We start from the raw sequence: 14,255 nt of genomic DNA, 5'->3' as shown, positions 1-14,255 counted from the left end.
CCTCTGCAATCAAACGTCAGTATTTATTAATGTGTACTAAAAACTTCTTTACGTTTTTTAAGTTGGCGCTCTAAGTCTTTAATAGTTTCAATCATTGCCGTTTCGTAATTCTTTTTATTAGACGTTGCAAAAAGACGTGGTCCTGGTAAGCTTAATTCTATATTACAAATTTTACCAGTTTCATGGTCTTTTTCGTCATGCTTAAAATATACTTGAGCTGAAATTAAAAACTCAAATTTTTGAGCTAGTTTTTCTAATTTTTCTTCTGTTAATGCAGAAAGCGTTTCGCTTGTATCTATGTTTACGTATTGAAAATTCACAGTCATAATCTATCTAGTTTTAATTAATAATTCTTTTGTCTAAGATAAAGATTAATGCCAATTTTCTGACTGATAAATATCATAAATAATTGATAAAATTTTTAAGTCACTTGTATCTAAATAAATAGAATATTGAATATATCTTCGAATTAAATAATCATTATTTATTTCTACTTTTAAACCTGTAGCCAATCGCTAATTTTGCATTGGTAAGGTTTAAACGGTATCTATTATCATAATCAAAATCAGTGGTATATAATCCGTTACTATAAGTTAAACTGACATAATATCTATCGTAATTATAACCTAAACCTACTAAGAAATCTAATTTATAAAGCATTGGGTTTTCGGGTTTATAATGACCATCTTGTAAAGTATTTTTTTTATACATTAATCCCATTCCTGGCATTATATTAACAGTTGCAGTAATGTTTTCTGGCAGTTTAAAATACGATATAAATCCAGCAAGAACACCAACAGTAAAACCTTGAAACCTTTTTATATCGGCTTCTTCATTAAAATAAGGCTTTGTATCTTCTGTTAAAATGCTAGACCCTGAAGAAAAATAATCAAACCCAGTAAAAAGACCTATACCTCCAGTAATAAAAATGTTTTCGTTTTTCTTCTCAGCCAATCCTGCTTTTAGCAAAGCATACGAAAATTCAATATCATCAAAGGTGTATAAATAATTTAAACCGAAACTCGTAGAACGTAAATCGCTTCTAAACTCAAAATCTTCATCAAAATTATTTTTGGCTGTAAAACCTTTATAAGTTTGTATATAAATATTAGCGTAATGTCTGTTTTTAATAATTGTTGTGCCTTGTAAATCAATTTTTTTAGTTGCTTCCTTCTTCGCATTTTTAATATTAAATGCAATGTCTAAAATGATTTTTTTATTAGCAACTCCAACACCTAATCCATGTCTATTATTAGGCACAAATCTTACCTTTGAGTCATCGTTTTGAACACTAAATTTGTTAGACTTAAAATTTGTAAATACTCGAACAGAATAATTATCTAAATCTCTATCTACCAATAAGGAATCCAAGTCTTCCATATCTTGAGCATATATTGCAATGCTAGAAAAACATAAGCTTAAAAGAAGAAGAAACCTTATAATAAAGGCTTTTTCAATATTTTTTTGATTTGACAATAGTTATGTAATTAGATTCATATTTTTACAATAGCTAAAATACATTGAATTCATTTATAAAAAGAAACTATGCAACTCGTTTTCGCCACAAATAATTTGAATAAACTAAAAGAAGTACAAGCTATAGTTCCGCCACATATCAAACTTTTAAGTTTAAAAGATATTGCGTGTACTGAGGATATTCCTGAAACACAAGCCACTATAGAAGGAAATGCGATACAAAAAGCAGAATACCTTAAAGCGCATTACGGTTACGATTGTTTTGCTGATGATACAGGTTTAGAAGTAGAAGCCATAAATGGAGAACCAGGTGTTTATTCTGCACGTTACGCAGGACCTCAACGTAATGCAGAAGATAATACAAATAAACTACTAACAGAATTAAAAAACAAACCCAATAGAAATGCACAATTTAAGACTGTAATTGCCTTACACCTTAACGGGAAACTACACACTTTTACAGGCATCTGTAAAGGGGAAATTACAGAAGAAAAACATGGTGAAGGTGGTTTTGGCTACGATCCTGTTTTTAAAGCTGAAGGTTGTGAGAAAACATTTGCTGAAATTTCTTTAGAAGAAAAGAACACAATTGGTCATCGTGGAAAAGCAGTGACTCAGCTCGTTGATTTTTTAAATAAATAATACAATAATCAAAATTAAATGTTAAAACACTTTTCTATTACTAACCAATCGTTTAGTTTTGTCTTGTATTTAAAATAATGGCAAGAAAAAAACAATATAACGAAGCGGAAGTTCTCGAAAAAGCAATGAATCTTTTTTGGAAAAATGGCTATGAGAGTACTTCCATGCAAATGCTAGAACAAGAAATGGGCATTAACAAGTTCTCTATATATTCTAGTTTTGGTAATAAACACGGTTTATTTCTTGAAAGTTTAAAACAATACAAATCTAGAGTGCATGCTGTTTTAGAGAAATTTAAAAACGGAACTAAAGGTGTTGAAGATATTAAACAATTTTTCTACGATTCTGTAACTTCTAATTTTAAAGACGACAACTTAAAAGGATGTTTTGTAACCAACACTTATAATGAGTTTTCTGAAAATGAAGACGAATTAATTCAAGACCAAATGAATTCGTTTATGGACAATTTAAAATCCATTATTATTGAAAAATTACAAATGGATGCATCTAAAGATGAGCAAACAGTGATTAAACAGGCTAACTATTTATTATTAGCAAAACACGGTTTAGCCGCAGCCGCGAGAGTTAACACACAACAAGAAATTGAAGATTATATAGAAATGACCTTCACAAATTTATAAACATTTTTTTTACACAATAACTAAACGAGCGTTTAGAAATAATTAACATTAAAACAAAAATTATGACAACATTAAAAATTCACAACATTGAATCTGCTCCTTCTGAAGCAAAACCTTTACTAGAAAACTCTCAAAAAGCTTACGGAATGATTCCTGGCTTGCATGGCGTTTTAGCAGGTTCACCACAACTTTTACAAGCATACCAGACATTACATGAGTTATTCACTCAATCTTCATTCAACGAAGAAGAATTAACTGTTGTTTGGCAAGCTATTAATGTAGAGCACGCATGTCATTACTGTGTTCCTGCACATACAGGCATTGCCAAAATGATGAAAGTTGATGATGCTATTACAGAAGCTTTACGTAATGAAACACCTTTAGAAAGCACAAAATTAGAAGCTTTACGTACTATGACTTTAACAATTGTTAGAAATCGTGGTAACGTTTCTCAAGCAGATTTGGATGCTTTTTACGGAGCAGGTTATGAAGAAAAACATGTTTTAGATATCATCTTAGGTTTATCTCAAAAAACAATAAGCAATTATACAAATCACATTGCCAGCACACCTGTAGATGCCCCTTTTGAAAAATTTGCATGGTCTAAAGAAACTGTGAATTCTTAATTACTAGTAAGAATCACATTTTGATTGATTGCTTTAAGCCTTCCATTTATATGGAAGGTTTTTATTTATACTCCTGTTAAGATGTCATTTTACATTACCTTATATAAAGTTTTAAGTTGTAACAACCATAAAGCTTTGTTTAAAAACAAATTACCGTTTAATTCTGTACTATTTGACAATATGCTTTCAAAAAACTAACTTCGCTTTTTGTCTTATGTTAATTATGGAAACCGACTTTTATCAGTAAAAGTCAGCCATCTTAAAAACACACTATATGAAAATCATAAAATTACTAAGCATTTTTGTATTCTTTATAAACTTTAATTTAAATGCTCAGTTTGGTTCTCCAATCATAATTGATGATAGTTTTTCAATTAACAAAAGAAATATTGTAACCTTTGATGTAGATAATGATGGCAAAAAAGATATTATATTAAGTAGTTTTTCTAACAATATAGTTTGGTACAAAAATTTAGGAACTAGCTTTTCCGCTTCACAAAGTATTACATCAGCATTTACAGCACCTTACCATTTAAATTTTGGAGATGTAAATGGAGATGGATATATAGATTTACTTGCAACTAATAATAATGATAACAATAGTAGTGTAAGTGTTTTTATTAATAATAACGGAGGTTTAACTTGGTCCGAAATTGTACTAAATAGCAATTTACCACTTGGAGCCTTCAAATCTTTCCTTATAGATGTAGAAAATGATGGAGATTTAGACGTTGTTACTAATAGTGATACTAAAATCACAATGTGTAAAAATAATGGTACTGGCGTTTTTACAGCACCAATTCTAATTGAAAGTGCTACCGAGTATTATTCTATGACTGTTGCTGACTTTAACGGAAATGGTTTTAAGGATTTAATTCTTAATACCGGTACTTTTGGTATGGAATTATTTACCAACAATACAACAGGATCTTTTAATTCACCAACAGTTATTATTAATGATGGTATTCGTTTATTTCTTAGCTCTTTTGATATTGACAATGATGGAGATATCGATGTTATAGCTGGTAACCCTTTAGCTAACCAAGGCATAGACTTTTTTAATAATAATTTAAATACATTTAATAAGATATATACAGTTTCTCAAATTAATAATGTAGATGTACCGTTATCACAATTTCATCATTCTAAATTAAATACAGACGCTTTTTATGATATACTTTATATTGATAATAACGACGCTAACCTATATTGGAAAGCGAATAACCAATCTGGTGTATTTGGTAATTCAATATTAATAGATGATTCCTATGTGTATAAAATCGTTTATTCAGATGATTTAGATAATGATGGAGATAATGATATTATTTGGCTCGGATTAAACACTACAAATAATTTGTTTAACCTAGGATACATATCTAATGAAAGTCCTTTAAGTGTTGAAACTTATAATAATGAAAATGAAATAAAAATTTATCCAAATCCAACATCTGATAGTATTTCTGTAAATACTGATGTTATAGAAATAAATATCTTTAATACCGTTGGACAAATAATTACTAATTCTAACCAAAATATAGTAGATGTAAGTAATCTTGAAGCAGGAATGTATTTTATTAATATACTATCAAAAAAGAACCTTTATAAAACTATAAAATTTTATAAAATATAAAACTACCATCCACAAAGCAATAAGAAAATACTTCAAAAAAATAACCAAAGGACAACAGGTAGATTTATTGTCTTTTTAAAGTAAAACAATACCAAGCCAATATAGAACTAAGAAACTATAAAATAATATGAAAGGAAAAATATTTCAATTACTTCTATTACAAGTATTAATAACTAGCTGTATTAATGAATCGGCAAACAAAACTCCTACAACACAAGAAGTACAAAATGAAACACCAGAAGTACTTGATGATGAATCAAACTATAAGAGTGTTTCATTCTCTAAAAGATATGATTCTGATATAATCTCGCAGTTATATAAAGAAGCTATGGACAAGAACGCTAATCTAGAAAAACTTCACAAAGAAATCATTAAAATGGGTGAAATAGAAAATGATAGTATTTCTGAGTACTCTCAATATGTAAGCGTTAATGCCAGATATTATGCAAGTGCCAAAACTTATGCTAATAGAATTAAAGATTCTCTTCTTAAAGAATCAACAATAGCCGCATTTAATACTATAGAAACTAATTATAAAAAGAAAATTGAAGCTTTAGTAGAAAAACAAAAAATAATAACAAAAAAATCAAAAGCCTTAGACGACCAATTAATTTTAATGAAACTATACGTAACTGAGTCAATGATTAGAAATTATCAAAATAACGAGAAACCAGATATTAAAACATTAGAAAATATTATTAAAAAATATGATAGCTTAATAAAAGCATCTGAAAAATTCATTCACATTAAATAGAAATAGCAAAATCACCTTAAACCAACAATTCTCATATCCTTTAAAAAATTATGATGAGACGCGGAATCCCACAAATACATAAATTTTCCTCGAGTTATAATTAAAAAACAGAATCTATTTAAAGATAAAACCATGAGATAAATACACTCAAATTCTTCAAATAAAACATAAAATTGTTTATTAAATAAATTAACCTACCTTTGCACCTTGCAAAAAAAAAATCCATGTAAGGATTTTTATATTCCTCAGAGTGAGGATGTGTTACCTAGAAGTTTAAGTGTTTAGTATGTCGATTCGCTTCTCTTGTAACACCAACAGAACATAATCGAATACATATACTCAACAATGAGCACATTCAAAGAACTCGGTCTTAATGAAGACCTTTTACGCGCAATTACAGATTTAGGTTTTGAAAAACCTAGTGAAGTACAAGAAAAAGCAATTCCACTTTTATTAGAACAAGACATCGATTTGGTGGCTTTGGCGCAAACTGGCACTGGGAAAACCGCAGCATTCGGATTTCCGATGTTAGAAAAAATAGATATTGATAGCAGAACCACACAAGGTTTAATCTTATCTCCTACTCGTGAACTTTGTTTACAAATTACAAACGAATTAAAACTTTACGGTAAATATTGCAAAGGACTAAACGTAGTTGCCATTTATGGTGGTGCAAGTATTAGCGATCAAGCAAGAGCTGTAAAAAGAGGCGCACAAATTATTGTTGCAACTCCTGGACGTATGAAAGATATGATTAGCCGTAGAATGGTGGACATTTCTAAAATACAATACAGCGTTTTAGATGAAGCTGATGAAATGTTAAACATGGGCTTTAAGGAAGATATTACTGATATCCTTTCTCATACACCTGAAGATAAAAACACATGGTTATTTTCTGCAACTATGCCTAGAGAAGTGGCAACCATTGCAAAAAAATTCATGTTAGACCCTACGGAGATTACAGTAGGTAATAAAAATGAAAGTACTAATAACGTATCTCACGAATATTATTTAGTAAATGCAAGAGATCGTTACCAAGCGATGAAACGTTTAGCAGATGCTAATCCAGAAATTTTTGCTGTGATTTTCTGTCGTACAAAAAGAGACACTCAAAAAGTAGCCGAACTTTTAATTGAAGACGGTTATTCTGCTGGTGCTTTACATGGCGATTTAAGTCAAAACCAGAGAGATATTGTTATGAAATCTTTCAGAAGCAGACAAATTCAAATGTTGGTAGCAACAGATGTTGCTGCTCGTGGAATTGATGTAGATGACATTACACACGTTATACATTATCAATTACCTGATGAACCAGAAATTTACACTCACAGATCAGGTAGAACTGGTCGTGCTGGTAAAACTGGTATTTCAATGGTTATTGTTTCTAAAAGTGAAGTAAGAAAGATTAAAGGTATTGAGCGTATTATTAAAAAGCAATTTGAGAAGAAAGATATTCCATCTGGAAGCGATATTGTTGAAGTACAATTAATGGCTTTAGCGAATAAAGTGCATGTTACTGAAACCAATCACGAAATTGATAAGCATTTAGAAAGAATTAATGAATTATTTGCAGACACTGATAAAGATGAATTAATCAAGAAATTCTTCTCTGCGGAATTTAACCGTTTCTTTAATTATTACCAGAAGTCTAAAGATTTAGGTTCTGTACAAGTTAGAGAATCTGATAGAGATGGTGGAGGACGCGATTACGGAAAATCATCTAACGACACACGTTATTTTATAAACGTTGGTAGTAAAGATGGATTTGACTGGATGAAGATGAAAGATTTCTTAAAAGAGCAGTTAGAACTGGGACGTGATGATGTCTTTAAAGTAGATGTTAAGGAAAGTTTCTCTTTCTTTAATACTGAAAATGAATTAAAAGAAAAAATACTAGCATTCTTTACCGATTATAAATATGAAGGTCGTTTTGTAAACGTTGAAGTCAGCGAAAACAGAGGTGGCGGAAGTCGTGGTGGCAGAAGTGGCGGAAGAAGTCGTGGTGGTAGTGATAGACGCTCTGGAGGTGGTGGAAACCGCAGAAGAGAAGATAGAGGAGACAGACGCTCTAGTGATAGACGCTCTTCTGGAGGTTCAGGATCAGGTAACAGAAGTGACAGACGTTCTAGCGATAGAGGTGACAGAAGATCAAGTGACTCTAGAGGTGGAGACAGACGTTCAGAATCTAGTGGATCTTCATCAGAAAGACCAAGACGTTCTAGACGAAGAGATTAAGCTGCAAAACACGCATTAAATCTCAATATAAATAACAACAAAATCCAAAACTTAAAGTCTTACTTTAGGTTTTGGATTTTTTTTGTCCGAGCTCAAAAACAAGTAAAAAGTTAATATTAAGTCAAAAATAAAGGTGCCATATGTTAAATCCGTTTAGTTTATTACCTTTACAAAGTAACACAAGTACATGCGATATTTATTAATTCTATTATTATTATGCTTAACTACAGTTCAAAGCTATAGTCAAGACAGCACAGCCACAAAAACGCCAACTACCGTTAAAGGAACATTAGTTAGCGCGTCTACAGAACTTCCGTTAAGTGAAGCAAACATTGTAAATATCAACCAAGTTGTGGGAACCGCTTCTAATGATGAAGGTGAATTTGAAATTAAAGCGAATGTTAACGATACACTTCATTTGTCGTATTTAGGCTACAAATCTATAAGAGTGCGTGTTACTAATGACTGGTTAAAATTTGGTGATACTGAAATTCAAATGACAGAATTAGCATTAGCGCTAGAAGAAGTTACAGTAAAACGACTAGAATTAACAGGTTATTTAGAAGTTGACATGGAACAAATTCCGGTGACAAGTAATAATCGTTATCGTATTTCTGGCTTACCAGGTCAAGCTTACGAAGCTGGTAAACCTAATATAGCAACTAAGGTATTGGGTGCAATTTTTAATCCTGCAGATTTCTTATACAATATGTTTGGCAAAAAGCCCAACGAAATGCATAAGTTAAAGAAAATGAAGGAGGATGATGAAATTAGAAATCAATTAGCAAAACGTTTTGATAGAGAAATGTTATTGGTACTACTTCAGGTTACTAAGTATGATTTAGACGAAATTGTTAACCAATGTGACTATTCTAAAGACTTTATAAACACAGCTAACGATCTTCAAATTTTAGATGCGATTAGTGAATGTTATGAAGAATACAAGGTTATTAAACGTAGTAAGGAGCGTAAGAAGAGCGGTAAGAATTAAGTATTAATCTTTTTTTCTATAGAATTTTATCTTAACTCTTATTCTACTCCTCTGAAAACCCTAATACTTTCCATTCATCATTATCTCTAAAAGTATTTAGTTTTTCAATGGATTTTCCACCATCAGGATAAAAGCAAATTTCAGTAACAAGACAATGATTGTCTGTAATAAACTGTCTTCTAAAAGCTCTTTTTATACCTGTAAATTTTGGCATGCCTTCATCATTCATACTATTTTCAAATGATAGTTTTAATAAATCAGCCGTTTTTGTAATTAAATCTTCATCTATTTCAAACTTCACCGTTTTCTGAAGCATAAATTCGGCTTCTTTATAAAAATTCTTACTATTAACAGCTGCTTCTAAATCATCATTATTGTACGCTTCTTCAAGCGATAAAATAGCTCCTTCTGGAGTTTCAAAATTTACTTCAAAATAATCTTCCCCTTCATCAATATACATTCCTCCTAAACTCTTATCAAAATTAGCTAATTCAGATGGGGCAATTCCATCGCGAATTGCTCTAATAGTATAACCTCCAATTAACTTTCCATTTTCAACAATCATCCAATCTGAGACTTCACTAATTGTGATACCAATATTTTCATTAATCTTCACATTAGTGACATCAATAGGCTCGTTTCCTATTCTACCAAAAATATTGCCATCATTATCAAAACTAGGCTCCATTAACCATATATGCTCAATTTTTCCGTTGTCCTCAATTCTAGCTTTTAAAGACATATAACTTTGGCCTTCTTTAGGGTTGGCTACACATTCTTCAAAATAATGTAAAGTTAATCTTGCTTTCTCCATGGCCCAATTCATGCGTTCGTTCTCGTCTGGCATATCGTAAACATCAGGATTCCCCTCGCGTTTTCTTATATTTTTATTTTTACCGAATAATCTATTTAGTAAGCCCATATTTATGCTAATATTTATATTATTTTGAATGATAACGCTCTACAATAGCGTCATAATCCTTGATGGTTTTTTTAATCCAATCGAATCGTTTTTCTATAATTTCTTCATCTGTTAATTGCCAGTCTATTGCAGACTTTCTTAATTGTGCTGTAACATGCTGAAGAATAATTGCTGCAGAAACCGAAATGTTTAAGCTCTCCGTAAACCCAACCATTGGGATTTTTAGAAAACAATCTGCTTGGTCTAATACTTGTTGAGACAAACCCTGGGATTCTCGTCCAAAGAAAAAGCACGACTTTTTAGTAATATCAAAATCTATTAATTCGCAATCATCCATATGAGGCGTTGTAGCCACAATTTGATACCCTTTTGACTTAACATCATTAATGCAATCTGTAATAGACTGAAAACGATTAAGATCAACCCACTTTTGCGCACCCATGGCAATTTCGCGGTCTATGCTTTTAGAATTCACTTCTTCTACAATGTTCAATTCTTGAATTCCAAACACATCACAAGTGCGCATCACAGCACTTGTATTATGCAATTGATATACATCTTCTGTTGCTACTGTAAAGTGTTTAGTACGATATGGCAATATTTCTTTAAAACGATCTCTCCTATTTTCAGTTAAAAACGTTTCTAAGTATTCTAAAAGTTTAAGGTCTTGCATGATTCAAAAATACAAAATGTCATTCAGAGCAAAGCGAAGAATTTTAAGACAAATGAATTCTTCAGTCATTTGGTTCCATATAAATGACTGAAAATATATTAATTTTAAGGCATGAAACATATCGTTGTATTAACAGGAGCTGGCATGAGTGCCGAAAGTGGTATTAAAACATTTAGAGATGCAGATGGACTTTGGGAAGGACATGATGTTATGGAAGTGGCTTCTCCTGAAGGTTTTGCTCGTAATCCGGAATTAGTTTTAAACTTCTACAACGAAAGACGAAAACAATTAAAAGACGTAAAACCTAACCAAGCACATGTAGATTTAGCCAATCTTGAAGATCAATATAAAGTAACTATTGTAACGCAAAATGTTGATGATTTACATGAACGTGCTGGCAGTACTGATGTTGTTCATCTACATGGTGAATTAAGAAAAATTAGAAGTACAGGAAACGACAACGCTATTAGAGAATGGACCGAAGATTTAAACCTTGGCGACTTATGCGATAAAGGTTATCAATTACGGCCTCATATTGTTTGGTTTGGCGAAGCTGTACCTGAAATTGAAACTGCGGTTAAAATCTGTTATGCTGCAGATATCCTAGTTATTATTGGCACAAGTATGCAAGTCTATCCTGCTGCAAGCCTAATAGATTATGTACAACCCAACACGCCTATTTACTATATAGATCCTAAACCAGCTATTAAAAGTGGTGGAATGGTTACTGTGATTACTAAATCTGCAACGGAAGGCATGGAAGAATTAATTAAGATTTTAGAATCTTAAAACTGTGTTAGCTGTAAAAAAACACTAATCCTCAGCATTCAATTTAAAAAAGTCATTTACGGGTTTACCAAAAACATTAGATAATTTTAATGATAAAACCGTAGAAGGTACATAGCGATTGGCCTCAATTGAATTTATAGTTTGGCGAGATACACCAATTCGTTTCGCTAAATCATCTTGTGTTAAACTTAAAATAGCACGTTCTATTTTTATAGTATTTTCCATTATCTATAACGCTTTAAGTTATGGTAAAACATAAGCTGAATCATGAGCATAAATAATAGCACCTGAAAATCGCCTAAGTTTTTAAAATTCTCACCTCCTGAGTGTACTAAATTAGAAACACCAAATTCAACATAAGGCATCACCAAAGCATAAATAACGCCAACAACAAAGCCTATTGCATAAGACTGTGCCCTTAGAGCTACTGTCATCTCATCTTCTATTTTATCTTTAGACATTGACATAATAAGCATACCTACTAAAAGTGTTTTTTGTAATAGTAATTTTAACCAGTCTGAATCACCTTCCATCGCAAAAGCACGCACAAACATACCCACAATAGATAATAAAACAATAGAGATACCAATCATCATAAATCGATGTGGTAATCTAAATTTAATAATCTTCTGAAAGCTTTTACGCTCACAATTCATAATTTTCTCTGTATTCATAATTGACAAATTAAATTTACATTAAGTAAAATATATTTTACTATATGTCAAATATACTTTACATATAGATATAAAACAAATTATTTAATTAAAATATATTTTGGGTTAATTTTGTTTAATCACGATACAACAGAAACAGTATATAAATAAAAATCACTGTAACATTACTAAATGAAAACTATCTTAATAACAAAATACAACTATGAGCAAATTTGTAACCCTCTTGTTTTCGATTCTTATTTTACAATCTTGTAAAGAAACCAAAATATCATATTTAGAACAAAACAGATTTGATCTGACATCACAAGACTTTGATTTTCCTGAAAAAAATTTTAATATAATAGGGTTTGGTGCTTATCATGGTAGTGCCAAAACTGAAAATGTAGAAATAAAACTACTTAATGCGCTCACTAAAAACGGAACCATAAAGTATTATTTACCTGAAGTAGATTATAGCACAGCCTATTATTATAATGAATTTTTAGAAACGGGTGACACTACACTATTAAAGGAGTTAATTATTTATAACGGTTATCACATTACTCAAGAAAGAACCATTGAAGTTTACGAAAAATGGAAACAAATCAAACATTTAAATGATAGGCTTCCTAAAACTAAAAAACTAAAAATTCTAGGAATTGAATGGATAAGAAATTATAAATATGTTACTAAACATATCGTTGAACTAATAAAAGACCAAGATAACCAACTACAACCTATTAGACGCTTAAAACAAACAATTGCAGCAGATACAACAAACTACAGCATTGACAAACCGAATTTAGTCAATAAAAATTTAAAAGAATTAATAACTGATTACGAAAACGATAAAAAACGCTACACTTCAAAAATTGAAAATGTAGAAGTGTTTGAAATGATTCTAAAGAATATCAAACACTCCTTTGAAGAGCAACCAGAACGTGAACAAATCATTTACGATAATTATTTAACCCTTAAATCTGAATACAATTTTAGCAATAATCCTCAATTTATGCGTGTTGGTTTTTTTCATCTTGAAAAATCTAGAGAAGGCAAAGATGGTTATCCTTCCCTATATGCAAGACTTATAGAAAACAAAATTTATCCAAAACAAAAAATCATCTCAGTAATTGGATATTTTACTGACAGCAAAGTCTTTTGGTCAGAACAGTATGATAAAAACGGGGATTATTCTGGTTATTCAATTGAAGCTGGTTTTGGTATTGGCGATTATGAAAAAGAATACTTCAGAGGAATTCAAAATTTAAAGGATACAAAAATATCAGATAAAACATTGTTTAGATTAAACCAATCAGATTCACCTTACTTCACAAATGAGCCAGACTTAATAGAAGTTATTATGCAAGATGAAGCTTCTAATAGTGAAGCTGTAAAAGGCATGTCGACTTTAGATTTTCTAGATTATGCTATTTTAATTTCAGATTCTAAAGCATCAGTTCCTATTTATGAGATGAAGTAATACTTATCCTTTAAGCTTTGCATGAATTCGTAATCTTAAATAATAGTTAAAAATTTTAAAAACATACCGTCTAGTATTTTTTATATTATATTTGTGTATGGAGCAAAAACAAAAATCAGAACTCACCAAGCAGTTAATTCTAGACGAGTCCTTTAAATTGTTTTATCAAAACGGTTTTAAAACTACTAGTGTAGACAAAATTATGAAAGCTACCAACCTTACTAAAGGTGCTTTCTATCATCACTATAAAAGTAAAAAAGACCTCGGACTAGAAATTATTAGTTCAACACTACAAAAACGTGTTTATGATGGTATGATCACACCATTATACCAAGATGGGAATGTCTTAGATATATTAGAGAGCACTTTTTCTGGACGACTAAAATCATTTTCACTTTTCGCTAAGAAACATGGTTGTCCTATGAATAATTTCATTAATGAAATTGCTGATGAAGAGGAAGCTTATCAAATCGCATTAAAACGCATTATTGAAGAATGGAAGGCTGCATTAGTCCACTTATTAGAACGTGGAAAAAAAGAAAACACCATCAATAAATCTTATTCTAGCAATGCCATTGCTACCTATTTAATTAGCTCGTTTGAAGGTGTAAGAGGTATTAGAAAATTATATAACGATGACCAAATTCTTGATGAATATATTAATGGGCTTTCGTTATACATAGACCAATTAAAAGCATAATATTTTTTTAACTATAAACATACTAAATAGTATGTTTAAACCC

General features: G+C 30.7%; 16 protein-coding genes. 10 read left to right on the top strand and 6 right to left on the bottom strand.

Features of this window, described 5'->3' with window-relative positions:
* Nucleotides 1-26 precede the first annotated feature (26 nt).
* Nucleotides 27-326 (bottom strand): ribosome-associated translation inhibitor RaiA, encoded by a 300-nt coding sequence (raiA, locus tag Q0807_RS05690; protein WP_299107396.1) that lies wholly within the window; start codon nt 324-326, stop codon nt 27-29.
* 154 nt (nt 327-480) lie between these two features.
* Complete coding sequence (locus Q0807_RS05685; protein WP_299107394.1) at nt 481-1,476, bottom strand: DUF4421 family protein; 996 nt, start codon at nt 1,474-1,476, stop codon at nt 481-483.
* Nucleotides 1,477-1,545: 69 nt separating this feature from the next.
* Here Q0807_RS05685 and Q0807_RS05680 point away from each other — a divergent pair, with 69 nt between their 5' ends.
* From Q0807_RS05680 to Q0807_RS05650, 7 genes are all read left to right on the top strand, one after another.
* Nucleotides 1,546-2,118 (top strand): non-canonical purine NTP diphosphatase, encoded by a 573-nt coding sequence (locus tag Q0807_RS05680; protein ID WP_299107393.1) that lies wholly within the window; start codon nt 1,546-1,548, stop codon nt 2,116-2,118.
* A gap of 77 nt (nt 2,119-2,195) precedes the next feature.
* Nucleotides 2,196-2,759, top strand: coding sequence for a TetR/AcrR family transcriptional regulator (locus tag Q0807_RS05675; RefSeq protein WP_299107392.1), 564 nt, complete (start codon nt 2,196-2,198; stop codon nt 2,757-2,759).
* A gap of 62 nt (nt 2,760-2,821) precedes the next feature.
* Entirely contained in the window at nt 2,822-3,385 is a 564-nt protein-coding gene (locus Q0807_RS05670) for a carboxymuconolactone decarboxylase family protein (protein ID WP_299107390.1), read from the top strand.
* Between the two features lie 274 nt (nt 3,386-3,659).
* On the top strand, nt 3,660-5,015 hold the full coding sequence (locus Q0807_RS05665; protein ID WP_299107388.1) for an FG-GAP-like repeat-containing protein: 1,356 nt from the start codon (nt 3,660-3,662) through the stop codon (nt 5,013-5,015).
* Nucleotides 5,016-5,142: 127 nt separating this feature from the next.
* The gene (locus Q0807_RS05660; protein WP_299107386.1) at nt 5,143-5,769 is read left to right on the top strand and encodes a hypothetical protein; all 627 of its coding nucleotides are present in this window, start codon (nt 5,143-5,145) and stop codon (nt 5,767-5,769) included.
* A 345-nt stretch (nt 5,770-6,114) separates the two neighbouring features.
* Entirely contained in the window at nt 6,115-8,004 is a 1,890-nt protein-coding gene (locus Q0807_RS05655; protein WP_299107384.1) for a DEAD/DEAH box helicase, read from the top strand.
* Between the two features lie 187 nt (nt 8,005-8,191).
* Nucleotides 8,192-8,995: a carboxypeptidase-like regulatory domain-containing protein gene (locus Q0807_RS05650; RefSeq protein ID WP_299107382.1), complete on the top strand. Its 804-nt coding sequence runs from the start codon at nt 8,192-8,194 to the stop codon at nt 8,993-8,995.
* 43 nt (nt 8,996-9,038) lie between these two features.
* On the opposite strand, the gene Q0807_RS05645 is transcribed toward Q0807_RS05650, so the two are convergent.
* Together Q0807_RS05645 and Q0807_RS05640 are read right to left on the bottom strand one after the other, a co-directional pair.
* A complete protein-coding gene (locus tag Q0807_RS05645; protein WP_299107380.1) occupies nt 9,039-9,917 on the bottom strand; it encodes a YegJ family protein in 879 nt (292 codons plus the stop codon).
* A gap of 19 nt (nt 9,918-9,936) precedes the next feature.
* Nucleotides 9,937-10,590, bottom strand: coding sequence for an RNA methyltransferase (locus tag Q0807_RS05640; protein WP_299107378.1), 654 nt, complete (start codon nt 10,588-10,590; stop codon nt 9,937-9,939).
* A gap of 111 nt (nt 10,591-10,701) precedes the next feature.
* Here Q0807_RS05640 and Q0807_RS05635 point away from each other — a divergent pair, with 111 nt between their 5' ends.
* Nucleotides 10,702-11,379: an NAD-dependent deacylase gene (locus Q0807_RS05635; RefSeq protein ID WP_299107376.1), complete on the top strand. Its 678-nt coding sequence runs from the start codon at nt 10,702-10,704 to the stop codon at nt 11,377-11,379.
* 24 nt (nt 11,380-11,403) lie between these two features.
* Here Q0807_RS05635 and Q0807_RS05630 read toward each other — a convergent pair whose 3' ends face one another.
* On the bottom strand, nt 11,404-11,604 hold the full coding sequence (locus Q0807_RS05630; protein WP_299107374.1) for a helix-turn-helix transcriptional regulator: 201 nt from the start codon (nt 11,602-11,604) through the stop codon (nt 11,404-11,406).
* A complete protein-coding gene (locus tag Q0807_RS05625; protein ID WP_299107372.1) occupies nt 11,604-12,053 on the bottom strand; it encodes a hypothetical protein in 450 nt (149 codons plus the stop codon). The genes Q0807_RS05630 and Q0807_RS05625 overlap by 1 nt, the downstream gene beginning before the upstream one ends.
* A 202-nt stretch (nt 12,054-12,255) precedes the next feature.
* Between Q0807_RS05625 and Q0807_RS05620 the strand changes: the two genes are divergently transcribed.
* Both Q0807_RS05620 and Q0807_RS05615 read left to right on the top strand, forming a co-directional pair.
* Nucleotides 12,256-13,512 (top strand): hypothetical protein, encoded by a 1,257-nt coding sequence (locus tag Q0807_RS05620; RefSeq protein ID WP_299107370.1) that lies wholly within the window; start codon nt 12,256-12,258, stop codon nt 13,510-13,512.
* Nucleotides 13,513-13,609: 97 nt separating this feature from the next.
* On the top strand, nt 13,610-14,212 hold the full coding sequence (locus Q0807_RS05615; protein WP_299107368.1) for a TetR/AcrR family transcriptional regulator: 603 nt from the start codon (nt 13,610-13,612) through the stop codon (nt 14,210-14,212).
* The last annotated feature ends 43 nt before the right edge of the window (nt 14,213-14,255 follow it).

Source organism: uncultured Winogradskyella sp. (assembly GCF_947495255.1).
Classification (GTDB): Bacteria; Bacteroidota; Bacteroidia; order Flavobacteriales; family Flavobacteriaceae; genus Winogradskyella.
The sequence above is the reverse complement of the archived record's forward strand: the minus strand, read 5'-3'. Positions and strand labels throughout refer to the sequence as shown.